Source organism: Bacillus sp. AFS018417 (assembly GCF_002560985.1).
GTDB classification, from domain to species: Bacteria; Bacillota; Bacilli; order Bacillales; family Bacillaceae_G; genus Bacillus_A; species Bacillus_A rhizoplanae.
On sequence record NZ_NTTM01000013.1, the window covers coordinates 161109 to 187410 of the forward strand.

Genomic DNA, 26302 nt, shown 5'->3' on the forward strand with positions numbered 1-26302 from the left:
AAAGGCAACTGTATGTATTTCCTATATATGAAACAGTTGCCTTTTTGCTACATTACTTTAACTCTTCTAATACTTTTACGATAAAGTTTGTAGAATGAAGAGCTGCTTGATCTAAAAATTGGTCGAACGAAATATCTGATTCCTTACCAGCGATATCAGAAAGTGCTCGAATAATTACAAATGGCACTTTATATTGATAACATACTTGTGCAACTGCTGCCGCTTCCATTTCTACTGCATATAGATCAGTAAATTTCTCACGAACAAACGCAACGCGATTTGGATCGCTCATGAAAGAGTCTCCCGTTGCAATCATACCTTTTACAACTTGAATGCCATCTGCTGCTTGCATACATTTTTCAGCTAATGCAACAAGTTCTTCATCCGCTGGAAATCCTGCTGGCATTCCTGGTACTTGACCGTATTCATAATCAAATGCAGTTACATCTACGTCATGATGACGAACCTCTGTTGAAATCACAACATCTCCTACATTTAAAGAATGGTGGAATCCACCAGCTGAACCTGTATTAATAATTTTTTCTGGCTTATAACGCTCTAATAAAATCGTTGTTGACATTGCTGCATTTACTTTACCAATACCAGACTTCAACAAGATAACTTCATGTCCTGCTAATGTACCCTTCGTAAATTCACAACCTGCAACTGTTTCTGTTTCTGCTTGTTCTAACTTGTCACGTAAAATACGTACTTCTTCTTCCATCGCTCCGATTACAGCAATTCTCAATCTAATCCCTCTTTCTATTGCTTCGTTGCCTCCATTACCCAAACATAATGATTCATGCGGGTGAACGTGACTTGAAAGCCATTGTTTTCAAAAATAGATTGCATGACAGGAATACGAGTATAGTATTCCGTTTGTAAATCATTTGCTAACTGATGAAATCCTTGCTCCTGCGCAGCTTCAACAGTTTTATCATATGCTTCCTGATCTACAAATATCGTGTCAGCAAACACTATTTTACCACCTTTATTTAGCAATTGACTATACTTCGCAATTGCCACATTTTTTTCTTTATCTGTTAAGTGGTGAAAAGCATAGGTGCTGACAATCGTATCAACATGTGAAGGAATAACAAAGTTCAGAAAATCACCTTCTGTAATCAATACATCTTGCGGAAGTTTTTGTTTCGCAATCGTACGCATTTCTTGTGACGGCTCTATACCATAAACAGTGTGACCAGCAGCTAATAATCTATTTGTTAAGTTGCCAGTACCAACACCGAATTCCAAAATATTTCCAAAAGATTTTTTTACTACATCCTCTAAAATTTCCTCATAATGAGCGAAAACTTCTTTATATTGTACATCTTCGCCCTGTACGAAAGAATCATACGTATGAGCCCATTCATCAAATAGTTCATTAAATTCTGTACCCATAAAAATTCCCCTTTTTCTTATCGGATTTATCAGTATAATATGCCTTATACACTAAAAAGTCAACAAAAATGCACATGGTATTTCTTAGTCTACTTTGATACACTAAACTATGAACATGCGGAAAGAGGTGTGATTCATGTCGTTTACATTTGAAATGATGGAAGATAAAATTGAATTTTTTGAAGCAGCTAATTTAGCATCGCTAGAGAAGAAAATCAATGAACAAATTGATAATAATAAGGCACTTATGATGGAAGTACATCACGTTTCACATCAAATGATTATGGATCCTGAAAGTAAACGACCATATTATAGCGCTGTTGTCCATTTTAAATTGAAAAAATTGCGCTAAAAAAGAGAGAGGCTTTATCACCTCTCTCTTTTTTAATTTAGGACTTGAACAAGCGTTGGTTTCCAACCCTCATTTTCTACCCAATCAATATTTACATAATATTTTTTACCTGTTTGTTTATCTTGTACATTTCCGTATGCTTTCTGTTTTCCGCTATTTCCAATACGGTGAATCACCAACTGATCTGCTGGGATATCAATTGCATAAGCAATGGCCTTTATCATCTCATTCCAGTCAGTACTTCCTTTTTGGAATGTCATTGCTGGTGATTGGCCTTGCTCTGTACCAACTGGCTTCCAAGCTGGTTTTGTATATGCTTCTGTCGCTGTTGCAATTGTTTTCTCTGCGGATACTTTTTCATTCTCTTTTGCTTTTGCTTCTTCTTCCGCTTTCTTTTTCTCTTCCTCTTCTTTTTTCTTTTGTTCTGCTGCTTTCGCGTCTTCTTTCTTCTTAGCTACTTCTTCTTTTTCTTTCTTTTTCGCAGCTTCTTTTTCTTTTTCAGTTTGCTGTGCTACCTTTTTATCACTAGAAGCAACTTGCTCTGTATTATCAGAAGTAAAGATTAGTTGATATGCTACAATCACGACCGCTAATAGCACGATACCAATTGCAATGTTCAAAACACCATTTTGACGACGCCTTTGTTGCTTTTGTTGAAATCTAGTTCCTGCCATTATTCAAACCTCCATGACATTTTTCATACTTGTTATTGTAACATCAAATGCACAAAGGTTGAAGGATTAGGACTATTTTTTCACAAAATGAAAATATTCCTTATCACTTTCTCTTATGTTCCCATTTAGCAATCGCTTCTACATAATCAGCAAAAATGCGTGGTACAACATTGTCTTGCCTATTCGTTTCTAAATCAACGACGACTAAAGCATAGCGAGGGTTTTCATACGGAAAATAACCAGCGAACCAACGATTTTCATGATTTTCTTTCCCTGTTTGTGCAGTTCCTGATTTCCCTGCTATTGTAAATGGTAATGATTGATAAGCGGAGCCTGTACCATTTGATGCCGTTACAACACCTCTTAACAATTGCTGCACCTTCTTTATCGTATTTCTTTTGAGTGTTTTCCCTCGTAGTAGATGATCTTCAAAATGAAATAATTTCGTTCCGTTTTTATATGTAATGCCCCGAACAGCTTTGACTTCTTTCTTTTCACCTCCTCTTGCAATTGTTGCCATCATATTGGCAACAGCTAGCGGTGATAACCGAACATCTTTTTGACCGATTGCAGTTTGTGCAATTGCTTTTCGAACTGTTTTATCTCTTTCATCACGCCAAATCGTTCCCTCTTTTTCTTCTACGAGCTGCTGAAATAAAGATGTATGAAAAACAGAGCCTTTCCATCCAACGCTGTTCGCTGCCCCTAACGCCTCTACATACTTCTCAATCATCATTTTATCTTTTTGTAAGAGTTCACGCCCAAGCACTGCAAACGTACGATTACAGCTGCGAGCAAAGCTTTCTGTAAACGATAGCGTCCCCATCAACCTATCTGCTTTCCCTTCTCCGTAAAGATCCATATCACAGTCAAATCTTCGCTTTGCTGTAAGTATTCCTTCCTCAATTGCAGCAGCTGCTATAACTGTTTTAAAAACAGACCCTGGAAAATGCGGGATAAGCATTTGATTACTTGCACCTCGCTTATACGCTTCCTTGTTGTTTGTATGTAAAGACGGCTTACTCACCATCGCTAAAATTTCATTCGTTTGAATATCAAGTAATATAAGACCACCTTTCACAAGCTTGTACTGATTAATAAGTTCTTCCGCTCTCACTTGTAAACTTTTATCCAATGTTGTTTCTATAATGAGTGGATAAAAAGGATTAGCAGGATATGTATACTTAACATTTTTTCCAAAAATCGGTTCTCCTTGCCCATCAACATGATACAGTATTTTTGCTTCTCCATCTGATAATAAAAACTCATCAAACGAGCGTTGTAACCCTGAAATACCGATCGGTGTTTTCTTCTTTTCTTTTTCCCCGTACCTCTTTACAAACTGCTCCTCATTTTCTCCAGTAATTCCAATGAGATGCTCTGCTATGATGCCATTCTGCTTCAATCTTGCATGTGCTGCTATAATACCTGGAATCTTTAGATCGTTAATTTGCTGCATTTGTTCTTTCGTTAATTTCAATGGCTTTTCATCTTGTTGAAATACAACGGGCTTGTTTGCTATTTGTATTTGCTGCTCTATTTCTTTCTCTCGTACTCCGATGATATTGGCAATCTTTTGCACCGGCCAGTTCGTACGTCTTAGAAATGGAAATAAAATTAAAACTGTCTGATCATCATCCACCAACTCTTCACCATTTCGATCCGTAAAACGACCGCGCCCATCGTCTACAATAACTGCCTGTGTACGCTGAGCAACGCTTTTTTCAATTAAATTAATATGTTTATCTGTAAACGACTCCGTTTCCACAAGCTGAATTTGTATTAAGCGGCCAAGTAAAATAAACATCATGCACATAAAGGTTACTAAAATTATGATAATTCGCTGCTGCATTTTCATAAAAAAACACCTCGTCTTTCATTGTTGACGAGGTGTAATTCTTTTTATACAAACAGACAGAAGAAATTCATACGAAGTGAAACTTTCACCTATGAGGATTTTCTTCATTTTCTCTGAGTCTTGAAATGAAAAAAGCTAACTCACCATACGATGAGTTAGCTTTTCATGTTTTACTTTACAGAAACGATTTTTACGCGCATATCTCCGCCTGGCGTTTGTACGATTACTTCTTCGCCAATTTGCTTACCCATTAAGCTCTTCGCGATTGGAGAATCGTTAGAAATTTTGCCTTCAAATGGATCAGCTTCCGCGCTACCAACGATTGTATATGCTTCTTCTTCACCACCTGGTAACTCTTGGAAAATAACTGTTTTACCAAGCGTTACTACTGTAGAAGCTTCACCGTTATCTTCAATAATAACTGCATTGCGAATCATGTTTTCAAGCTGTGTAATGCGACCTTCTACGAATGCTTGCTCATCTTTCGCTGCATCGTACTCAGAGTTCTCAGAAAGGTCACCGAAGCTACGCGCAATTTTAATACGCTCTACAACTTCTTTACGTCTTACTGTTTTTAATTGTTCAACTTCATGCTCTAACTTTTGTTTCCCCTCAAGTGTCATAGGGTATGTTTTTTCTGTTGCCATGTTTTCCACTCCTTTTATATACCAATCCCCTGAAAAAAAGAGGAGTTCAATATGAAAACTCCCCCGCCTTATCATATAGCGGAGGTTTCTAGCACAATGACACTAGTGGAGTTGTCACATACAACCCCGTATTTTTCCAATCCTTCCTTATATAAAGAAGATATGTATGGAAATTTCATATAAATATGCCCCCACCTAACATTAGGTGAGGTTGCATGTTTCATTGTATTCGATAGGAAGGGAAAAAATCCCTTCTTATCGTATATCTTTTACTATGCTATTACAAATTCACTTTTTGTTCAAGAATTGTTGCAATTTTTGTAACCATAATATCGATAGCAACATGATTTTGTCCGCCTTCTGGAATAATAATATCCGCAAATTTCTTAGACGGCTCAATAAATTGATTGTGCATTGGACGCACAACATTTACATATTGTTCAATAACAGAGTCCATCGTACGGCCACGTTCTTTAATATCTCGCTGCATACGGCGTAAGATGCGAAGGTCAGCATCTGTATCAACAAACACTTTAATGTCCATTAAATCGCAAAGACGTGGATCTTCTAAAATAAGAATTCCCTCTAGAATAATTACATCTTTCGGTTCTACTGGAATAATTTCTTCCGAGCGTGTATGCAATGTGTAATCGTATACAGGCTTCTCAATCTGCTTATACGCAAGCAACTGATGCAAGTGCTCAATTAACAAGTCATTATCAAATGCCAACGGATGATCATAATTTGTTTTTAAGCGCTCCTCCATTGGCAGATGACTTTGATCTTTATAATAATAATCTTGCTCTAAGATTAAAATAGAATGACCTTGAAATTGATCAAAGATTGCTTTTGTTACACTTGTTTTACCCGATCCTGAACCACCAGCGATTCCAATTACAACAGGCTTGTTCGTCCCCATTCAACTACCACTCTTTCTTATTGAAGTATGCTTTTTCGCATCATGTTGTTCACATACACTGGTCGATCCACTTTGAATTTCACGATTTGCAACGGATGTCTCGCTGCATCTAATTCGTTTCCATCCTCATCCCAAATTTTTTCCACCGTTTGTGTAAAGTTTTCAATTTCTGGTCCAAAGAACTCAACTTCATGACCTGGTTTGAAGTAGTTACGCTGCTCTATTGTCACAATGCCTGTTTCTTCATTATAATCTAACACTAAACCAGCAAAATCATACGTTGTTTTCTTACTATGATTTCCATACATTTGCTCCTGATACCCAGGAACGCCTTCAAAGAATGCAGGAGCTGTGTCACGATTTGCACATTTATCAAGTTCTTCTAACCATTCTTGTTTAAACTCGAAGTTGTCTGGATCTGCACAATATGCATCGATCACTTTACGATACACAGTTGCAACAGTTGCAACGTAGTGAATTGATTTCATGCGCCCTTCAACTTTCAAGCTGTCAATCCCAATTTCAATCATTTTCGGGATAGATAAAATAAGATTTAAGTCTTTTGGACTCATTGCAAAAGGAGCATCGCCTTCTTTAAATAAAGGAAGTTCTTCTGCTTCTTTATGTTGCGATACTGTTTGAATTAAGTCATAATCCCAGCGGCAAGACTGACAGCAACCACCACGGTTAGAGTCACGTGCCGTCATATGATTACTTAATGTACATCTTCCAGAGTACGCAATACACATTGCACCGTGGACGAATGCTTCAATTTCAATATCAACGTGCTCTTTAATTTCTTTCATCTCTTCATAGCCTACTTCACGAGCTAATACAAGACGGTGTAACCCTTCTTCTTTCCAATACTGCGCTGCTTTCCAGTTGGATAGTGATTGTTGTGTACTTAAATGCACTTCAACAGAAGGCGCTACACGTTTACACGTCTCAATAATAAGAGGATCTGCAACGATAATACCCGTTACACCCGCTTTTTCAATCCCTCTTAAATATTCTTCTAAGCCGTCCATATTTTCATTATGAGCAAAGATATTTGTTGTTACGTATATTTTCGCACCATATTTCTTTGCAAATGCAACGCCTTCTGCCATTTCTTCTAGCGTAAAGTTACCTGCATTTGAGCGAAGACCAAATTCTTGTCCACCTAAATATACAGCATCTGCACCGTAATGGATAGCTACTTTTAATTTTTCTAAGTTACCTGCTGGTATTAACAACTCAGGTTTCTTTACAATAACACGTTTTCCGTCAATTACACGTGAAATTTCTTTGACAGTCATATGCTGAACCTCCTTTTTAATAAACCGTTTCTTTGAAGAAGAATCCTGTATCTAACGGGCGATTTACCGATTGGATTTCTTCAATTTCTTTATATAAGTCGTCTTTTACGTCATAATACGCATCGCGATCTTCTACGCATAAATCAATGGCCTTACGATATTTCTTCGTTACTGCAACGATGTATTCTGAACTTTTTAATACACCATCAATTTTTAAGCTATCGATTTCAGCATCGATTAACTCTTCTAATTCATCGATAAAACAAATATCATTCGGACTCATAATGTGAGTGCCGTTCTCATCTTCATAGACTGGATATTTATTATTACGTTCTTTATCATGTAAAAACATATTTTCTTCATATTTCTTCTTTTCAATTTCCATATCGCGGCCTTGATACTCAAAGTAGTTTCCTACTAAAGAACGCTTTGATTGGAACATGCATGTCATTCCGTGAATTTGTACTTCCACTTCGACTTCTGCATTTCCTTTTAATTCCACAATTTCATCTAGGCTTAATTCGCGGGCAAGAACAGCGCGTTTTGCACCTTTATGTCCCCAATAGTTACATGTAAACCAGTTTGTTGCTGTTGTTTCTGTATTCCAATGCATTTGCATATTTGGTGCCACTTCACGCACTGTCATTAATACAGCTGGATCTCCAAAGACAACTGCATCTACATTTACTTCTTGTAAAAATGCAACGTAATCTTTTAAAGCTTCTATTTTCTCATTGTGGAACATCGCATTCATTGCAACATACACTTTCATATTATTTTCATGTGCAATAGCTACTGCTTCTTTTACGTCTTCACGAGAGAATTCACCAGCTAAACGTAAACCAAACTTTTGTTCACCAATCATTACTGCATCTGCACCTGCTTTTGCAAGTGGTGCAATATCCGCCACTGTTCTTGGCGTTACTAACAACTCAGGTTTTTTCATTATACGTCACCCCTTCTTTTTACTCACTGCTACCCCGTCACCAATTGGAAAAATGGTTGTATCATATCCTTCATGATTCATGAGCCACTCATTATACGTTTTAATTCTTCTAATTAAACCGCGTGTACGTCTATTTTCAATGTGCTCTTTTGTCGTCACAAGACCGTGATATAGTACATTATCTGAAATAATAACGCCGCCAGGATTTAATAACGGCTCGTATATATCAAAAAAGCGACGATATTGCCCTTTTGCTGCATCAATAAAAATGACATCAAATGTGCCATGTTCTTTTACTTGCTCCCCCGTTTCTAAAGCATCTCCAAAAATAACAGAAATGCGTTCTTTTACTAGGGAACGATTTATATATTCAAGTGCTTTTTCATATCGATCCGCATTTCGCTCTACTGTGACAATGCGTGAATTCGGAATGGCTTGCATCATGCGAATGCTAGAATACCCAATTGCTGTACCTAGTTCTAATATGCTCTTTGGCTCAATTAGACGCAAAAATTGCAACATAAACTCCATGCCAAGACGATCCATAATTGGTACATGGTACTCCATCGCATACTGTTCCATTTCAAGAATCAGCTCATCTTTCGGATCGATAAAAGACTGCAAATATTCATAAACTGCATCTTGTTGCTCCATAGATAGTCCTCCTTATCGCATGGAGAAGTAAAAAAGAATATTGTCTCTTTGGAAAGAAAAATACAAGCTTGCTCTATCCTTAGCTTGTACGTCCCGTTTCTATATTAAAAACGATTCTTCTACCAGTTTTTAACCCGATATATTTTATCATAAAAAAGAGGGATATGCGAATTTTTCTCGCTTCCCTCAAAAAATTTACGATTGCTTTTGTGTAATATATTTTTGTTTTAACGCGTTATGTTCTTCTAACGTCTTAGCGTAATACACTTGACCGTCTGGTGCTGCTAAGAAATAATAATAATCTGTTTGTGCAGGTTCAAGTGCCGCTTCTACTGATTTTACACCAGAATTCGAAATTGGTCCAACTGGTAATCCTTTCACAACATATGTGTTATACGGAGAATTTACTTTTAAATCCTCATATAGTACACGTCCCTTATGCTTACCTAATGCATATAGCACTGTTGGATCTGTTTGCAGCGGCATTCCTTTTGCTAAACGATTATAAAACACACTAGCAATATTTTTCCGATCTGTATAACCCGTTGCTTCCTCTTCGATTAAAGAAGACATTGTCAATAATTGATGAACATCCAATTGTCTTTCTTTCATTTTTTGCGCGTTTTGCTCAATCAATTTATTTGTTTTATCAAGCATTGGCGTTACGATTTCTTCTAACGTTACTTGCTCTTTATAGTACGGGTATGTAGCTGGATATAAATAACCTTCTAATGGATACTTAATATTGCTATCAAAAATTTTATCAGTAAGCAATGTTGGATACTTCTGCTGGAGTTTTTGCACAAACGCTTTATCATTCAACTGACGAATAACATCTTCTTTATTTAACTTAAATTCCTTCGCTATTAAATCAGCAATTTCTACAACTTGTATTCCTTCAGGAATTGTTAGCTTATAATATGCTTTGCTATGCACCTTTCCAGCTGTAATGCTATCTGTTACTTCCGCTACACTCATAGACGGACTCAATAAATAATTTCCCGCCTGTAAGCCGCGTTCTGACTTCATTTTTACATATAATCCAAATATCGTTCCGTTTTTAATAATTCCATTCTCCTCCAAAATCTCTCCTATCTTACTTGTAGAAGAACCTTTTGGAATTTCCACTTCAATTTCCTTTTTACTCTCTGCATTAAGCGGCTTTAAAGCTGAGGCAATATATGCATATGCAGAACCACAAACAACAAGCAACGCAATGAAAATAGCTGCAATTACTCGTCTTCGTTTTTTTGTTTTCATTTGATTCACTACCCTATGTCCTCCTTATTTCAAATTGTATAATGTACTCGCCTACTCTATACAACAACCTACAAAATACTAAAAAACATGTCTATTCTTTAGACATGTTCTTTCTTTTTTCTACAATCTGTATCATTATACTACAAATAACTATCTGCTTTCGACAAAAAATCTTTCATTCATCGTACAAATATGTTTTCAGTTTACTGACAAGAAAATAATTAACAGTCTTCAAGCACACCATATCTCATTTGTTCCCCCATCCAAGAACTTACATCACGCCATTTCATACTTTTAGCTGCGATCCAACTTACATCTTTGGAATTATCATCCCCTAGTCTCCAGCCGTACGTATTTGCCCAGTAAAACGTATCATCCTGTAAGAGAAGAGTAGCATCATAAATAATCGAATCATAATTCGCCGAACTTGGAATGATATGAAATTGCGTTACACCTTCAAATACTAATTCAATTGCTGATGGATTATCAAACTGTCTCTGAAAAAGTATTCTTACATTTGTATCAAGTTCAGTTGGTACTGCCATAGATAGCTCTTCACCTACATAACTTTCCGTCCACATATATAATTCTTTTAAACAACTATCGTGAAAGTAACCAAATGTTTTAAGAAATGCTTCTATATCTTCCGTTCCCTCTATTTTATTCCATTTCATATGAATAGCTCCCTTTCCCGTAAAACATTTAGATAAAACGATATAATAAATACCCACTAGTATCTTATATAGTAAACAAACTGATTTCCATATGAAATCAGTTTGTTTACACTTACCATATTACTCTTCTTCGCCTTCTTCTTCCTCAGCAAGAGTGTTAAACATTTCTTGTACCATTTCCCACTCTTCTTCTGATTCGATTGGAAGTAATGTTCCACCAGATTCTTCTTCGTTTTGCTCGAAAGCCATTGCATCATAAATTGGATCGCCATCTTCGTCAACTTCACCGATTGGTGAGAATACTACGTAAGATTTTTTACCAAATTTTTCAGCATCAAAAGTGAAAATAATTTCACATAGATGTTCGTTACCTTTTTCGTCAACAATTGTAATTTGATTTTCTTCCATTATGGTCACCTCTTATTTACTATCTAAATATCCTTGCAAAATTACGACAGCTGCCATCTTATCAATGACTTGCTTTCGTTTTTTTCGGCTTACATCTGCCGAAATGAGCAGGCGCTCCGCTGCCATTGTTGACAAGCGTTCGTCCCACAGTACAACTTCCAATTGCACGAGCTCACCCAATTTTTCTGCAAATTGCTGACAAGCTTCACCGCGCGGACCGATTGTACCATTCATGTTCTTTGGCAATCCTACTACTATCTTGTCCACATTGTACTGTTTTACTAACTCAGAAATACGATTAAAACCAAATTCGCCTCTTTCTTCGTTAATTTTAATCGTTTCCAAGCCTTGTGCTGTCCAACCCATTTCATCGCTTATTGCAACGCCAACTGTTTTTGTCCCAACATCTAAACCTAATATACGCATAAATTACTCCTCACGATGATGTTTCAAATAGGACTTTACAAGCTCCTCAATAAGTTCATCGCGTTCTAGCTTGCGAATAATATTGCGAGCATCTTTATGACGAGGTATGTATGCTGGATCGCCACTTAATAAATAACCGACGATTTGATTAATCGGATTGTATCCTTTTTCTTGAAGTGCATCATACACAGTTAATAGTACGTCATTGACATGGACATTTTGTTTTTCTTCTTGGAAGTTAAACTTCATCGTCTTATCGAACCCGTCCATTTTTAAGCACCTCACTTTACTAGGTATAGGGAGAAAGATATTCCTTCTCCCTACTATTGTACACTACTATCTCTTTATTTTGAAACAGATTTAACGTACTCTTCTACAAATGCAAGTGCATCCTCTACTTGTTCTGGATTTTTACCACCAGCTTGCGCCATATCAGGACGACCGCCACCGCCGCCGCCGCAGCGAGATGCTACTTCTTTTACAAGCTTACCAGCATGGTATCCTTGTTCAATTAAATCTTTCGTTACACCAGCAAGAATGTTGACCTTATCATCACTTACAGCTGCAAGCACGATAATTGCAGATTGTAATTTGTTCTTTAAATCATCCATCATTGTACGTAAGTTATTCATATCTGCAACATTTACTTTTGTCGCAAGCACACTTACACCATCCACTGTACGCACTGCATCTGTTAAATTACCAGCTTCAATGTTGCTTAGTTTTGCTGCAAGAGATTCATTTTCTTTTTGCAGTTGTTTTACTTCAGCAAATAAGCCGTCAACTCTTGTTAAAATGTCTTTTGGATTTGTTTTCATTTTGTTTGCTGCTTCTTTTAATAAACCAACTTGTTCGTTCATTAATTCATATGCAGCTTTTCCTGTTACTGCTTCAATACGGCGTGTTCCTGCTCCAATACCAGATTCAGCAACGATTTTGAAAATACCGATAGATGCTGTATTGTCTACGTGGCAACCGCCGCAAAGCTCTAAGCTATAATTGCCTACTTGTACAACGCGTACAACATCTCCGTATTTTTCACCGAATAGTGCCATTGCACCCATCGCTTTTGCTTCTTCAATTGCTTTTTGAGAAATGTCTACTGTGATACTTTCCCAAATTTTCTCGTTTACAATACGCTCAATTTTTTCAAGTTCATCCGCTTGTACTTGACCAAAATGAGAGAAGTCAAAACGTAAACGCTCTGATGTTACAAGAGATCCTGCTTGGTTTACGTGTCCGCCAAGGATATCTTTTAATGCTTGATGCAGAAGGTGAGTTGCTGTATGGTTTTTCACGATTGCTGCGCGGTTTTTCGTATCAATTACCGCTTTTACTGCTGCCTCTTTCGTTAATGTTCCTTCTTCTACAACTACTTTGTGTAAGTTTTGACCATTCGGTGCTTTTTGTACATCTTTTACAAGTACTTTTACGCCATCAGCAAGAAGGTAACCACGGTCAGCAATTTGACCACCGCTCTCAGCGTAGAATGGTGTTGCATCTAACATCAATTGTCCTTCTTCACCAGCTTGTAGACTATCTGTGAACTCACCATTCTTCACAAGTGCAACAACGTTACTTTCTGTTCCAACTGTATTGTAACCAACAAATTCGCTCGCTACTTTAATTTCACCAAGAACGCCGCCTTGTATTTGCATAGAATCAACATCTTGACGAGCTGCGCGTGCACGCTCACGCTGTTTTTCCATCTCTGCTTCAAAGCCCTCATGATCAACTGTCATACCAGCTTCTTCTGCATATTCTTCTGTTAACTCAATTGGGAATCCGTATGTGTCATATAGACGGAATGCGTCTTCGCCAGAAATAACAGTTGATTTTGCTTCTTTTGCTTTTCCAATCACTTCAGCTAAAATTGCTTCGCCGTCATGCAGTGTTTCATGGAAACGCTCCTCTTCATTTTTCACAACGCGTGCAATGAAATCTTTCTTTTCCAGAACTTCTGGGTAGAAGTCTTTCATCACTTCTCCAACTACTGGTACTAATTCGTACATAAATGGACGATTAATATTTAATTTCTTCGCATAACGTACAGCGCGGCGCAGCAGACGACGTAATACATAACCGCGGCCTTCGTTAGAAGGAAGAGCTCCGTCCCCAACTGCAAATGTTACTGTACGAATATGGTCAGCAATTACTTTAAATGCTGTATCTTGTTCATCATTACCAGCACGGTATTTTTCACCAGAAATAACTTCTGTTGCACCAATAATTGGCATAAATAAGTCTGTGTCAAAATTCGTTGGCACGTTTTGAACAACAGATGCCATACGCTCAAGACCCATCCCTGTATCAATGTTTTTCTTTGGAAGCGGTGTATATGTACCGTCAGGGTTATGATTAAATTGTGAGAATACAAGGTTCCATACTTCTAAATAACGCTCGTTTTCTCCGCCTGGATATAATTCTGGATCGCTAAAATCATTACCGTAAGCTTCTCCGCGGTCGTAGAAAATTTCTGTGTTCGGTCCACTTGGGCCTTCACCGATATCCCAGAAGTTTTCTTCTAAACGAATAATGCGCTCTTTTGGCACGCCCATTTTCTCATTCCAAATTTGGAATGCTTCTTCATCTTCTGGATGGATTGTAACAGATAAAAGTTCTTTATCGAAACCAATCCATTTATCACTCGTTAAAAATTCCCAAGCCCATGTAATCGCTTCTTCTTTGAAGTAATCACCAATTGAGAAGTTCCCTAACATTTCAAAGAACGTATGGTGACGAGCTGTTTTTCCTACGTTTTCAATATCGTTTGTACGAATTGATTTTTGCGCATTTGTAATGCGTGGATTTTGCGGAATTACGCGGCCATCAAAATATTTTTTCAGCGTTGCAACACCACTATTAATCCATAAAAGAGATGGATCTTCGTGCGGAACTAATGATGCACTCGGCTCTACTGCATGTCCTTTTTCTTGGAAAAAATCTAAAAACATTTGACGAATTTGTGCACCTGTTAAGTGTTTCATATGTATTTCCTCCTTCATTAAAATCAAATTAAAAACAAAAAACTCCCGTCCCCTATAACAGGGACGAGAGTTGACTCGCGTTACCACCCTGATTATGAAATAAAAAGCGGAAGTGTCTCACTTTTAGACACGACGGCTAGATTGCATATCATAACAATATGCATATATTTCATCACCTCAAGTTGCCATAACGTGGCAAGACGGCAGGAATTAGCTGCTCTCAGGAATAGCGTTCTGTTACCCTTCATCTGACACTTCTTTCAGCCTAAGGAAGTCTCTCTCTGCAAAATGGACTGTAACATACTCGTTCCATCATCAATTTATCATATACTATATGCACAAATTGTAGCGAATCAGTTTCCATTTGTCAATGTTTCCAAAATGGCTTCGCATGTACAATAATAGTGCGAAGAATTGCTAACAGTGGTACGGATAGCAACAGTCCTACAATGCCGCCAATTTCACCTCCAACAAGCAGTGCAAGCATAATGACAACAGGGTGCATCCGGAGAGATCTTCCTACAATATAGGGAGACAAAATATTACTCTCAACAAATTGTAAAATTGCAAGCGTAATTCCAGCTTTAATAACTAAATTCGTTGATACTGTCGCGGCAATCATTAATGTTGGAATTGCTCCTAAAATAGGACCGAAATACGGGATAATGTCAGTAACCCCAACGATAATCCCTAAGAGAAGCGGATATTTCATTCCGATAAACCAAAATGATAGCGTAGAGACCCCTCCTAAAATTAAACAAACAAATAATTGTCCACGAATATAATTTCCAAGAGACTTATCAATTTCTTTCGCTAACTGCTGACCGTTCTTACGCCACTTACTCGGTACAAGCTTCCAAAAAATACGATAAAATTCACCGTAGTCTTTTAATATGTAAAATACGATAAATGGAATTAAAAAAATAATAAGGAGTGAATCAAGTATCCCTCTTGCCGTGCTCATCACTTTATTTAAAAGCGCTTGTATCTTCCCTTCAACTCCCGCAAAGATTTGTTTAATTTTCTCATTCACAAACTCAGGAAAATTTTCAGTTTGCTCATTTACTCCATCCGTCCATGTTTCATACATATTTACAATTTGAGGAAATTGTTCGTTCATTTCTTGCAACTGTGCAATAACAGCCGGCGTTCCTTTATACACACCATATCCAAGACCGCCGAAGAAAAGAATGTAAATGAGCAAAATAGCAAGTGTTCGTGGCACACCTTTTTCGTGCAATTTTTCGATAAGCGGATGCAATAAATAAGCAATAAAACAAGCAATTAAAAATGGTGTAATAGCAACCTTAAACACATATAAAATCGGTGCCCAAAGCGGCTTGATTTTCAAAAAAACAAGCAAGCATAAAAAAATTAGCAATAATAAACCTAACCGGTAAATCCAAATAATTTTAAGATTCTTCAATAGAAAAACCTCCTCTATTTCTTAGTTTGAAGAGAAATAAAGAAGGTTATGTGTAAAAATTAAAAAACCCCACCCTGCTGAGGTTTTTTTGTAGGTATTCTTACTGTTTTGTAGAAGAATACATATACTCAAATTAACAAGTGCAATTTCATAGCATTTCTTGTCCTCGTTATTATTTATCCCGCATTAACGGACAGTAAGATCCTCACCTCAAGATTGTGAGGAACCCGAAGAAGATAGGTAAGGGATAACTGTCCGTAAAAGTCCGATTAGTTCAACAAAGTTAGGAGGCGTAAAATGATTTGGTTAATGCTGGGGCTTTCCGCACTTTGCATGCTATTAGAATGGGTATGTATTGGATTTGGCATTTGGAAAGGCTTTTTCATTCCTTCTTCAACACAAGAACGTGCCAGGCATCTCTGGTATTATGGTGTACTAGGGCTTGGCTGCTACGGACTTTCTCATCTATTCTCCCAAATTGGACTATTTTATCTCTATACAAGCACGTAAAAAAGCTCCCTAAAATTAAGGAGCTTTTTTCGCATCTGAAACATGCATGTATAATGGGAATTATAAATAAGACTTAAGCATTTTACGTGCTCTTTTCATATTTCGTCTTGAAAATACATCTTGCTTACGTGCATATTGATATGCTGCTGCTCCTACACCTAATGCAATTAATGATGAGCGCAATTTCAAGGTTAACACTCTCCTTATTAGCCGATTGTTCGTTCATTCTCATCAAACAAATCATCTAAAGAACTTAATGAACCGTCTTCTTCGACTTGATGTGTATGAATTTTCCCCTTTGAAATCGATAATTCAATAAAGCAGTTCCAGCAATAATATTGATTCACACCGATTTTTCCAATATCTTTTCCTTTACAGTTTGGACAACTGAACATATGGCGTTCATCTCCTTACAATCTCCCGTATTCTATTACGCCATTATGTCCAAACTATATATGTTTATACATGAGAAGAACTGCATTACACTATATAATTTCACCTCGTTACATAAAATCATACGGTGAAATGTTTTCCACATCGAGACCCTCTTCTGTCACAATTTCAGTTGCTTCTGTCTTTCCTTGTAACCCGTCGCATAATGTTGTTTGACGAAGTGCATCATCAAGTCGGTTTACACCAGATTGAAACGCCGATTCCTCTCCGCACATAATTAAAAACTTTTTGCTGCGTGTAATCCCTGTATAAATTAAATTGCGGCGCAGCATGCGATAATAACTTTTCACAACAGGCATAATCACAATCGAAAATTCGCTTCCTTGTGATTTATGAATGGAACAGCAATACGCATGTGTAATTTGATTTAAATCTGCTTTTATATACGTTACTTCAATACCGTCAAAAGAAACAACAACCATATCTTGCTGTTCTACATTTTCTTTCGCATAAAAGACCGATACAATTTCTCCAATATCGCCGTTAAACACTTGACTTTCCGGCTGATTAACAAGTTGAAGCACTTTATCTCCCACTCTGTACACAACCTCGCCATATGAAATTTCACGACTTTTTTCTTTCTTCGGATTAAACACTTCTTGCAACGCTTCATTTAAGATATTAATACCCGCTGGTCCCTTGTACATAGGAGCTAACACTTGTACATCACGTGCACTAAATCCTTTTGTTTTTGCGTTTTCACACACTTGCTTAACAACCTCAACAATTTGCGTACTTGCACACGCAATAAACGAACGATCTTTTTTGTTTTGTGTTACATCAGGAGGTAACACACCCTTCTTAATTGCATGGGCAAGTTGAATAACAGATGAACCTTCCGCTTGTCTATATATTTCCGTAAGCTTTACCGTCGGAATAACGTTCGACTCTAATAGATCTTTCAACACTTGTCCAGGACCAACAGATGGTAATTGATCTTCATCTCCAACGATGATGACTTGAATGGTGGATGGCAATGATTTGAACAATTGATTCGCAAGCCAAATATCAACCATGGAAAACTCATCAATAATGAGTAATTTTCCTTGAACAGGATCATGCTCATTACGCTGAAACGACCCTTCCGGTGTCCATCCAAGCAGACGATGAATGGTACAAGCAGGCAAGCCTGTTGATTCACTCATTCGTTTTGCTGCACGGCCCGTCGGCGCTGTTAATAAAATAGGGAACGGATTGTCATCACTATAATCCTTCGGGTCTAGTGATAAGCCATGAAGAGAAGCATACATTTCTACAATCCCTTTAATAACAGTTGTCTTTCCTGTACCAGGCCCTCCTGTTAAAATCATCATCGGTTTATGAAGAGCTGTTTGAATACCTTCTTGCTGAAGCGGTGCATATTGCACTCCGAGCTGTTCTTCAATTTTCCCAAGCGTTAACAATAATTCCGATTCAGGAAACGAAGGAAGCTCTTCTTGCGTAAGCAAACGATGAATAGAGGTAACAACACCTTTTTCGGAATAATACAAGGAAGCTAAATACACACGCTCATCTTCTATAATCACTTTGCCTTCCCCTTGCATCATTTCCGCGCATTGCAATACATCTTCTTCTGTAACAGCCGTTTCTTGCTTATTTAATAGCTCCATTGTTTGTTGCACTAACTGGTCTTTGTTCATATATACATGACCTTCTTGCAGCGAAACGTGCTCTAATGTGTAAAAACATCCCGCACGTACACGATCAGCATGATTACCAGAAATGCCAAGCGCTCGTCCGATATCATCAGCTCGTCCGAAACCAATACCATCTACCGCTTCAATGAGCTGATACGGATTATTCCGAATGACTTCAAGCGTCATTTCTTTATACTGTTGATAAATTTTAATAGAAAGTTTCGTTCCAAATCCATAACCACTTAGAAAGCTCATCACTTTTTCAAGACCTTGATGTTCAATAATCGTATCGTATATTTCCTGCGCTTTTTGCTTATTTACAATTCCGTCTAAAGCTGCGGGATCATCCATAATTTTCGAAATCGCATGTTCACCAAGATGATCAACAATCTTTTCAGCCGTTCGTTTCCCAATTCCTTTAAATAAATCGCTCGCTAAATATTGCACCATTCCTGTTTTTGTTTGCGGCAATTCTTTTTTAAACGTTTCAATATGATATTGTTTCCCATACTTCGGGTGATCTTTAAAATGACCAGTTAGTGTAAACACTTCATCTTCATGCATCCGGGGAAAGTAACCCGTTATCATAACTTTTTTTTCGTCATATGTTTCATTCGTTTCAATAATTTTCATACTGACAACGGAATAGAGGTTTTCTTCGTTGTGGAAAATGGTATGAAGAACTTGTGCTTTTATAAACTTCTGCTCTTCCTCAAACAAATCCATTGCATGTTGATTTCCCATCGTTCCCCTCCTTTCCGGTTTATACGTCTTGCTCTAATAAACGAATACCGTTACCTGCTAAAAAATGATCTGGTTGAATAGCTACAGCTTTCTTAAACATCGCAAGCGCCTTCTCACTCTTTTCTTCAAACGCATACGCAACACCTAAATTGTAATAGGCATCTGCATATTCTTTATCAAGCGCTACAACTTTTTCAAAATAAGGTTTTGCTTCTTTTACATGTTCTAGACGTGCAAAGCATAATCCGCATTGGAAAATGGCTTCAACGTCACTTTCATTTAACTCAGCTGCACGTTGTAAAAATGGCAGTGCTAAGCGATCATTTCCAAGCTGCACATATGTAATGCCAAGCATAAACGAAACATCTCCGGTCTGTAGCCCTGCTTGCATCGCTTTCTCAAACGCTTCTTTTGCCTGTGCAAAAAGCTCTTGCTGGTAATATATATTTCCTAGTCCATAATACGCTGTAGCAGATTTTTCATCTAATTCAATCGCGCGTTTATAAAAGGCAACAGCACGCTCACTGTCCCCTAATACATCTAATAAATTTGCAAAGTTAATATAACCAAGTGCATCTTTTGGGTTTTCCTCAATGGCCTCTGTAAAATTTTTTGCTGCTTCTTCCCAGTTTCCTTCTTGCATATATTGAATGCCTGTTTCAAGCTTGTTTGACATATTCCTCACCTCTACAACAAATTATAACAAAGAATCTATTTTTACAACGAACAAAAATTCGCCTTTACTAAAAAGAAACCTCTGACCGGTACAAGGCAGAGGTTTTTCTTTCTTATCCTAAATAATCAAGTTTCTTACCATTACGGTATACTTCATCGATTGTCGCGCCGCCTAAGCACTCATCTCCATCATAGAAGACCACTGCTTGTCCAGGTGTAATAGCACGAATTGGCTCATCACAAAGAATTCGAATTGTATTCTCATCAACAATTTGAACCGTTACAGCGTTATCCTCTTGACGATAGCGGAATTTTGCTGTGCATGTAAATTCTTTTTCTTTCGGCTTATTGCTTACCCAGCTTACATTTGTAGCAAACACTTCGTCACCATATAACAGCTCATTATGGAATCCTTGTTCTACATATAAAATGTTTTCTTTCAAGTTTTTCCCAACAGCAAACCATGGATCACCATTGCCACCAATGCCAAGGCCGTGACGTTGTCCAATTGTATAATACATTAAACCGTCATGTTTTCCTTTGACTTCGCCAGATAATGTTTGCATCTTACCTGGTTGCGCTGGTAAATAGTTACTTAAAAAGTCTTTAAAATTGCGCTCTCCGATAAAGCAAATACCTGTACTATCTTTTTTCGCCGCTGTTGCTAAACCTGCTTCTTTCGCCATTTCACGAATTTGTGGCTTCTTTAACTCACCAAGCGGGAACATTGTTCTTGATAATTGGTCTTGACCTAGTTGATTTAAGAAATATGTTTGATCTTTATTATCATCAACGCCGCGGAGCATTTTATACTCACCATCAATATACGCTACACGTGCATAGTGTCCTGTTGCTACATAGTCTGCACCAAGCGCCATTGCATGATCTAAAAATGCTTTAAATTTAATTTCTTTATTACACATTACATCTGGGTTTGGCGTACGCCCAGCACGGTATTCATCTAAAAAGTACGTAAATACTTTATCCCAATATTGTTTTTCAAAATTGACTGCATAATACGGGATTCCAATTTGGTTACATACTTCAATGACATCGTTATAGTCTTCTGTTGCTGTACATACGCCGTTTTCGTCCGTATCATCCCAGTTTTTCATAAAGATTCCGATTACATCATAGCCTTGCTTCTTTAATAGCATTGCTGCTACAGATGAATCAACGCCACCGGACATCCCGATGACAACGCGTGTTTCGTGAGGTAGTTTGTTCATCATGTCACCTCCTATATTAATTTTGTGTTAATCGCTTCACGATCTTCACTGTTTCGTACGCTGCCTTTTCGACTTGTTCTTTCGTATTCCCAAGACCAAAGCTAAAACGTACGGATGAACGTATTTTATCGGATTCTTTTCCGAACATCGCCACGAGCACATGTGATGGATCAATAGAGCCGGCTGTACAAGCAGATCCGCTTGAAACCGCAACTCCTGCTAAGTCCAGATTCATAAGAAATGACTCAATATTCATTCCTGTAAAACTTATATTTAACACATGTGGCAAGCTATGCTCGAAGCTTCCGTTTACCTCGAAAGTAATGTCTTCTTGTTTAAAGACAGATATCATTATATCTTTAAATTCCTTGTATTGGGCAATTTTTTGCTCACGAGTTTGCTCCGCTAACAAAACAGCTTGCCACAGCCCGACAATTCCCGGCACATTTTCTGTACCAGCGCGGCGTTTTCGCTCTTGCTCTCCGCCTGTTAACAGCGGTTCAAATTTCACATGCTGCCCTGCATATAAAAAGCCAACACCTTTTGGACCGTTAATTTTATGGGAAGAGATTGATAATAGATCAATGCCAAGCTCTTTTACATCAATTGCTGTTAAACCGTATGCCTGTACTGCATCTGTATGAAAATAAGCATCATGTTCTTTTAATAAAGCACCAATTTCTGCTATCGGCTGCACTGTACCCACTTCATTATTTCCAAACATAATCGATACAAGAATCGTTTGATCTGTTAATGCCTCTTGCAGATCAGAAATACGAATACGCCCTGTTTCATCAACAGGTAAATACGTCACTTCAAAACCTTCCCGCTCTAACACATTGCATGTATGCAAAATCGCATGATGCTCAATCGATGTCGTAATAATGTGATTTCCTTTCTTACGATTTGCACGAGCTACGCCGAGAAGAGCTAAATTATCAGCCTCTGTACCGCCGCTTGTAAAAATAATTTCATTTGGATTTGCTTGGATGCTGCGCGCGCACGCACGTCTTGCTTCATCAACTGCATGACGGCCTTGGCGCCCAAAGAAATGGATGCTTGACGGGTTACCAAATGCTTCTGTCATATATGGAATCATCTTTTCGACTACTTCTGGGTGAGCCGGAGATGTCGCAGCATGATCTAAGTAAATGCGTTCCATTATATCTCCTTCTTTCCAAATCGTTACACACGGAATTAAATGTAAAACATATAACCACCGTTGTTTTCTTCTTCATAGCGTACTAAGTCTTCTAACGTTGTACTATCAAGAACTTCTTGTACCGCATCACGAACACGTATCCAAAGCTGACGCTGTGCGGGTTCTTCTTCATCCAACATTTCTACTACGTTAATCGGACCTTCTAATACACGAATGACATCACCAGCTGTAATGTTAATTGGTTGATCCGATAATACATAACCACCATATGCACCGCGTGTACTTTTTACAAGACGGGCATTACGAAGCGGCGAAATTAGTTGCTCTAAATAATGCTCTGATAAATCATGCGCTTGAGCAATTGATTTTAATGAAATTGGACCTTCTCCAAATTTTTTTGCAAGATCAATCATAATCGTTAAACCATAACGGCCTTTTGTTGAGATTTTCATATATGTTGCACCTCTTTTCAAATCTTTCACTTTTACTTGGCTAGTTATTCTTTTATTTAGTAGGAAGAGCACTCTCTGAAATCAAAATCCTTTGAAATTATAGCATAATATAGTATGATAAGAAATTTCAACTTTTCTAACAGAAATGATAACATATAAGTATATCAAATAACTCGGAATTTATAACATAAAGTGAAACTTTAATCAGTGGGGTTTTCTTCATCCCCCACTGATTATTAGCCCTCACCAATCGGCTTTTACGGGCAGTTTATCTCCCATCTAACTTCTTTAAAAAAGCGGAAGTGGCTCGCTCAGAATCGCAGGGCGTTGGAGCCCCCGACAGAGAGGCGCTTTTTGCCTCGTCCGAGGGGGGCGAAACGACCGGAGATTCTAGCCGCTAGAGCTGGACAACGAAGAAATGCAGAAGTGGCTCGTTCAGAATGTGAGGGGGATGAAGCTTCTGACGTAGAGGTGTTTTTTACCTCGTAGGAAGAAGCGAAGCCACCGAACATTCTAGCCAATGGAGCTGGACAATGCTTTACCAAATTTTGAGGTGGGAGTATTACTGCCCGCGAATAGCGGGATAAACAACGAACGGTCACTGAAGGAGAGAGAACATATGAAACAACCACTCGCGCATCGAATGCGTCCGACCAATATTACAGAAGTTATCGGACAAGAACATTTAGTGGGCGAAGGCAAAATTTTATGGCGGATGGTACAAGCAAAGCATCTACAATCAATGATTTTATACGGACCCCCTGGAACAGGAAAAACATCCATTGCAAGCGCCATTGCCGGCAGCATCGGTATGCCTTTTCGCCTATTAAATGCCGTTACTCATAATAAAAAAGATATGGAAGTTGTTGTCCAAGAAGCAAAAATGCACCGACACCTTATCTTAATTTTAGATGAGGTACATCGATTAGATAAAGGAAAACAAGATTTTCTTCTTCCTCACTTAGAAAGCGGACTCATTACATTAATCGGGGCAACAACAAGCAATCCATTTCACGCAATTAATTCCGCTATTCGGAGCCGTTGTCAAATTTTTGAGTTACACGCTTTAACAGAAGAAAATATTTTACAAGGATTAAAACGCGCTTTAACAGATGAGGAAAAAGGACTAGGAGAGTACAATGTAACAGTAACAGATGAAGCTCTGCTTCATTTTGCAAACGCATCGGGCGGTGATATGCGCTCTGCTTATAATGCGCTTGAGCTCGCTGTCTTATCTAGCTTTACAACAAATGAAGAAACAGTAGAAGTCTCACTTGAAATAGCTGAAGAATGTTTACAGAAAAAAAGTTTTGTACACGACAAAGGCGGCGATGCACATTATGATGTATTGTCAGCTTTCCAAAAATCAGTTCGCGGAAGCGATGTAAATGCAGCCCTTCATTATTTAGCCCGCCTTATTGAAGCTGGTGACATGCAAAGTATCGGCAGACGATTACTTATTATGGCATACGAAGATATCGGGCTTGCAAACCCACAGGCTGGGCCGCGTACGCTAGCTGCCATTGAATCCGCAGAACGCGTTGGCTTTCCAGAAGCTCGTATTCCGCTTGCAAATGCAGTCATTGAACTATGTTTATCACCAAAATCAAATTCAGCATATAAAGCACTCGATGAAGCCTTACATGATCTTAGAAATGGACACACAGGCGATGTCCCCTCCCATTTAAAAGATAGTCACTATAAAGGCGCTGAAACGCTCGGAAGAGGTATTGGTTACTTATATCCGCACGACTATCCAAATGGATGGGTTCAACAACAATACTTGCCAGATAAAATAAAAAACAAACAATACTATAAACCAAAGAAAACAGGAAAATTTGAACAAGCACTCGCTTCTGTTTATGAAAGATTGCAACATTCGTATAAAAGTGAATGAAAAGGGTAATATAAGCGAAAACGACATGAAATATGGGGGTTTCGCAATGAAAATGCGCCAAGATGCATGGACTGGAGAAGAAGATTTACTTCTAGCAGAAACCGTTTTACGTCATATTCGCGAGGGCAGCACCCAATTACAAGCATTTGATGAAATTGGCGATCAATTAAACCGAACATCCGCTGCTTGCGGCTTTCGTTGGAATGCAGAAGTTCGGCAAACCTATGAAGAAGCTGTACAAATTGCGAAAAAACAGCGAAAAGAATTGAAGCGGATACAAGCAACGGAGCAAAAACAGCAAATATCACGCTTGAAACCGAAGAAAAGTGTCATAATTGATGCTGAGTTTTCAGAAGAACTCAGCACAAATCAACCATCACTTACGATGCAAGAGGTAATCTCATTTCTTCAAAACATTGAACAAAACAATCCGCGATTAGAGAAGTTACAGATTGAAAACGAAACATTACATCGGCAGCTCGAAAAACAGCGAAAAACAAATCAAGAATTAGAGAAAAAGCTTGAAACATTGAAGAAGCAACAACAATCTGTACAAGAAGACTATGAAACACTTGTCAGAATTATGGACCGCGCTCGCAAGCTTGTTATATTAGACGAGCCGAAAGAGCAAATGGCACCGATCTTTAAAATGGATCAGAACGGAAATTTAGATATTGTTTCACAATAAAAAAGAGAGATGCATAAGCACCTCTCTTTTTTACTCTTGTCCCACACGCTTTACTTCTATATCCTTCAAACGTTCACGTACAACATGACTTGCCATAATTAAGCCAGCCACAGATGGAACGAATGCGTTAGAGGACGGTGGTAATTTCGCTTTGCGAATTTTTGCGTTTTCATCTGGAACGATTTCTTTACGAATATCTTCACGAATCACAATCGGATTTTCGTCAGAGAATACAACCTTCACACCTTTTTTAATGCCCTCTTTACGAAGCTTTGTGCGAATGACCTTTGCAATTGGATCTGTATGTGTTTTGGAAATATCAGCAATGCGGAAACGAGTCGGATCCATTTTATTTGCTGCACCCATACTTGAAATGATTTTAATTTTACGTCGCAAGCACTGTTTAATTAAATGAATTTTGAACGTAATTGTATCAGATGCATCCACTACGAAATCTAAACCATATTTAAAGAACTCTTCGTATGTTTCATCTGTATAAAACATTTCTAATGCGATAACTTCGCAGTCTGGGTTAATATCAGCAATACGCTCTTTCATTAGTTCTACTTTCGAACGACCCACAGTAGAAAGTAATGCATGGATTTGACGGTTAACATTTGTAATATCGACAACGTCTTTATCAACTAATACAAGACGACCTACGCCAGAACGCGCTAACGCTTCTGCTGCAAACGAACCAACGCCGCCAATTCCTAAAATACCAACTGTACTATTTTTTAATATTTCAATACCTTCTTTTCCGAAGGCTAATTCATTACGTGAAAATTGATGTAACATGCGTTCTACACTCCTATTACAAAAATGGTCTACCATGTATTCTAGCGTTTTTCCGACTATTTGTATAGAAAAAGTTATATACTCAAACAAAAAATCCTAGATGGAATTAGTATGTCCATCTAGGATT

28 protein-coding genes are annotated in these 26302 nt (G+C 38.0%); 4 read left to right on the plus strand and 24 right to left on the minus strand.

Annotated features, from left to right (window positions below; genetic code table 11):
* Positions 1 to 52: 52 nt before the first annotated feature.
* Both mtnN and CN326_RS07705 read right to left on the minus strand, forming a co-directional pair.
* Positions 53 to 748: a 5'-methylthioadenosine/S-adenosylhomocysteine nucleosidase gene (gene mtnN, locus CN326_RS07700; RefSeq protein WP_098307941.1), complete on the minus strand. Its 696-nt coding sequence runs from the start codon at positions 746 to 748 to the stop codon at positions 53 to 55.
* 14 nt (positions 749 to 762) lie between these two features.
* A complete protein-coding gene (locus tag CN326_RS07705; RefSeq protein ID WP_098307943.1) occupies positions 763 to 1401 on the minus strand; it encodes a class I SAM-dependent DNA methyltransferase in 639 nt (212 codons plus the stop codon).
* A 136-nt stretch (positions 1402 to 1537) separates the two neighbouring features.
* Between CN326_RS07705 and CN326_RS07710 the strand changes: the two genes are divergently transcribed.
* Complete coding sequence (locus CN326_RS07710; RefSeq protein ID WP_098307945.1) at positions 1538 to 1753, plus strand: YrzA family protein; 216 nt, start codon at positions 1538 to 1540, stop codon at positions 1751 to 1753.
* A gap of 32 nt (positions 1754 to 1785) precedes the next feature.
* Here the strand turns inward: CN326_RS07710 and CN326_RS07715 are convergent, their stop codons facing one another.
* The 14 genes from CN326_RS07715 to CN326_RS07780 all read right to left on the minus strand — a co-directional run bounded on the left by CN326_RS07715 (position 1786) and on the right by CN326_RS07780 (position 15948).
* Positions 1786 to 2430, minus strand: a complete 645-nt coding sequence (locus CN326_RS07715; RefSeq protein ID WP_098307947.1) for a YrrS family protein — start codon at positions 2428 to 2430, stop codon at positions 1786 to 1788.
* A 100-nt stretch (positions 2431 to 2530) separates the two neighbouring features.
* Positions 2531 to 4285 carry a peptidoglycan D,D-transpeptidase FtsI family protein gene (locus CN326_RS07720; RefSeq protein ID WP_098307949.1) on the minus strand — a complete coding sequence of 585 codons (1755 nt, stop codon included), beginning with the start codon at positions 4283 to 4285 and terminating at the stop codon, positions 2531 to 2533.
* Between the two features lie 170 nt (positions 4286 to 4455).
* The gene (gene greA / locus CN326_RS07725) at positions 4456 to 4932 is read right to left on the minus strand and encodes a transcription elongation factor GreA (protein WP_098307951.1); all 477 of its coding nucleotides are present in this window, start codon (positions 4930 to 4932) and stop codon (positions 4456 to 4458) included.
* Between the two features lie 280 nt (positions 4933 to 5212).
* Positions 5213 to 5851 carry a uridine kinase gene (gene udk / locus CN326_RS07730; protein ID WP_098307953.1) on the minus strand — a complete coding sequence of 213 codons (639 nt, stop codon included), beginning with the start codon at positions 5849 to 5851 and terminating at the stop codon, positions 5213 to 5215.
* 17 nt (positions 5852 to 5868) lie between these two features.
* Positions 5869 to 7149, minus strand: a complete 1281-nt coding sequence (locus tag CN326_RS07735) for a peptidase U32 family protein (RefSeq protein WP_098307955.1) — start codon at positions 7147 to 7149, stop codon at positions 5869 to 5871.
* A 16-nt stretch (positions 7150 to 7165) separates the two neighbouring features.
* Complete coding sequence (locus tag CN326_RS07740; protein WP_098307957.1) at positions 7166 to 8095, minus strand: peptidase U32 family protein; 930 nt, start codon at positions 8093 to 8095, stop codon at positions 7166 to 7168.
* Positions 8096 to 8101: 6 nt separating this feature from the next.
* Positions 8102 to 8749, minus strand: a complete 648-nt coding sequence (locus CN326_RS07745; protein ID WP_098307959.1) for an O-methyltransferase — start codon at positions 8747 to 8749, stop codon at positions 8102 to 8104.
* Between the two features lie 195 nt (positions 8750 to 8944).
* Positions 8945 to 10009, minus strand: a complete 1065-nt coding sequence (mltG, locus tag CN326_RS07750; protein ID WP_098308054.1) for an endolytic transglycosylase MltG — start codon at positions 10007 to 10009, stop codon at positions 8945 to 8947.
* A 221-nt stretch (positions 10010 to 10230) separates the two neighbouring features.
* The gene (locus tag CN326_RS07755) at positions 10231 to 10683 is read right to left on the minus strand and encodes a hypothetical protein (protein WP_098307961.1); all 453 of its coding nucleotides are present in this window, start codon (positions 10681 to 10683) and stop codon (positions 10231 to 10233) included.
* A 120-nt stretch (positions 10684 to 10803) separates the two neighbouring features.
* Entirely contained in the window at positions 10804 to 11091 is a 288-nt protein-coding gene (locus CN326_RS07760; RefSeq protein WP_098307963.1) for a DUF1292 domain-containing protein, read from the minus strand.
* A 12-nt stretch (positions 11092 to 11103) separates the two neighbouring features.
* Positions 11104 to 11517, minus strand: coding sequence for a Holliday junction resolvase RuvX (gene ruvX, locus CN326_RS07765; RefSeq protein WP_098307965.1), 414 nt, complete (start codon positions 11515 to 11517; stop codon positions 11104 to 11106).
* 3 nt (positions 11518 to 11520) lie between these two features.
* Entirely contained in the window at positions 11521 to 11787 is a 267-nt protein-coding gene (locus CN326_RS07770; protein ID WP_035434175.1) for an IreB family regulatory phosphoprotein, read from the minus strand.
* A 74-nt stretch (positions 11788 to 11861) separates the two neighbouring features.
* Positions 11862 to 14504: an alanine--tRNA ligase gene (gene alaS, locus CN326_RS07775; RefSeq protein ID WP_098307967.1), complete on the minus strand. Its 2643-nt coding sequence runs from the start codon at positions 14502 to 14504 to the stop codon at positions 11862 to 11864.
* 367 nt (positions 14505 to 14871) lie between these two features.
* Positions 14872 to 15948 (minus strand): AI-2E family transporter, encoded by a 1077-nt coding sequence (locus CN326_RS07780; protein WP_176524550.1) that lies wholly within the window; start codon positions 15946 to 15948, stop codon positions 14872 to 14874.
* A 279-nt stretch (positions 15949 to 16227) separates the two neighbouring features.
* Here CN326_RS07780 and CN326_RS07785 point away from each other — a divergent pair, with 279 nt between their 5' ends.
* Positions 16228 to 16440: a hypothetical protein gene (locus CN326_RS07785; protein WP_098307971.1), complete on the plus strand. Its 213-nt coding sequence runs from the start codon at positions 16228 to 16230 to the stop codon at positions 16438 to 16440.
* 60 nt (positions 16441 to 16500) lie between these two features.
* Here the strand turns inward: CN326_RS07785 and CN326_RS07790 are convergent, their stop codons facing one another.
* The 7 genes from CN326_RS07790 to cymR form a co-directional block, all read right to left on the minus strand.
* A complete protein-coding gene (locus tag CN326_RS07790; RefSeq protein ID WP_098307973.1) occupies positions 16501 to 16629 on the minus strand; it encodes a YrzQ family protein in 129 nt (42 codons plus the stop codon).
* Positions 16630 to 16646: 17 nt separating this feature from the next.
* A complete protein-coding gene (locus tag CN326_RS07795; RefSeq protein WP_020060848.1) occupies positions 16647 to 16835 on the minus strand; it encodes a hypothetical protein in 189 nt (62 codons plus the stop codon).
* Positions 16836 to 16943: 108 nt separating this feature from the next.
* Positions 16944 to 19274 (minus strand): SF1B family DNA helicase RecD2, encoded by a 2331-nt coding sequence (gene recD2, locus CN326_RS07800; protein WP_098307975.1) that lies wholly within the window; start codon positions 19272 to 19274, stop codon positions 16944 to 16946.
* Between the two features lie 19 nt (positions 19275 to 19293).
* Positions 19294 to 19950, minus strand: a complete 657-nt coding sequence (locus CN326_RS07805) for a tetratricopeptide repeat protein (protein WP_098307977.1) — start codon at positions 19948 to 19950, stop codon at positions 19294 to 19296.
* Positions 19951 to 20062: 112 nt separating this feature from the next.
* On the minus strand, positions 20063 to 21178 hold the full coding sequence (gene mnmA / locus CN326_RS07810) for a tRNA 2-thiouridine(34) synthase MnmA (RefSeq protein ID WP_098307979.1): 1116 nt from the start codon (positions 21176 to 21178) through the stop codon (positions 20063 to 20065).
* Between the two features lie 16 nt (positions 21179 to 21194).
* Positions 21195 to 22340, minus strand: a complete 1146-nt coding sequence (locus CN326_RS07815; protein ID WP_098307981.1) for a cysteine desulfurase family protein — start codon at positions 22338 to 22340, stop codon at positions 21195 to 21197.
* Positions 22341 to 22375: 35 nt separating this feature from the next.
* Positions 22376 to 22792: a cysteine metabolism transcriptional regulator CymR gene (cymR, locus tag CN326_RS07820; RefSeq protein ID WP_090916825.1), complete on the minus strand. Its 417-nt coding sequence runs from the start codon at positions 22790 to 22792 to the stop codon at positions 22376 to 22378.
* Between the two features lie 619 nt (positions 22793 to 23411).
* On the opposite strand from cymR, the gene CN326_RS07830 reads away from it, so the two are divergent.
* Complete coding sequence (locus CN326_RS07830; RefSeq protein ID WP_098307983.1) at positions 23412 to 24689, plus strand: replication-associated recombination protein A; 1278 nt, start codon at positions 23412 to 23414, stop codon at positions 24687 to 24689.
* Positions 24690 to 24735: 46 nt separating this feature from the next.
* Positions 24736 to 25377, plus strand: a complete 642-nt coding sequence (locus CN326_RS07835; RefSeq protein WP_098307985.1) for an RsfA family transcriptional regulator — start codon at positions 24736 to 24738, stop codon at positions 25375 to 25377.
* Positions 25378 to 25407: 30 nt separating this feature from the next.
* Here CN326_RS07835 and CN326_RS07840 read toward each other — a convergent pair whose 3' ends face one another.
* The gene (locus CN326_RS07840) at positions 25408 to 26175 is read right to left on the minus strand and encodes a tRNA threonylcarbamoyladenosine dehydratase (RefSeq protein ID WP_098307987.1); all 768 of its coding nucleotides are present in this window, start codon (positions 26173 to 26175) and stop codon (positions 25408 to 25410) included.
* Positions 26176 to 26302 lie beyond the last annotated feature (127 nt).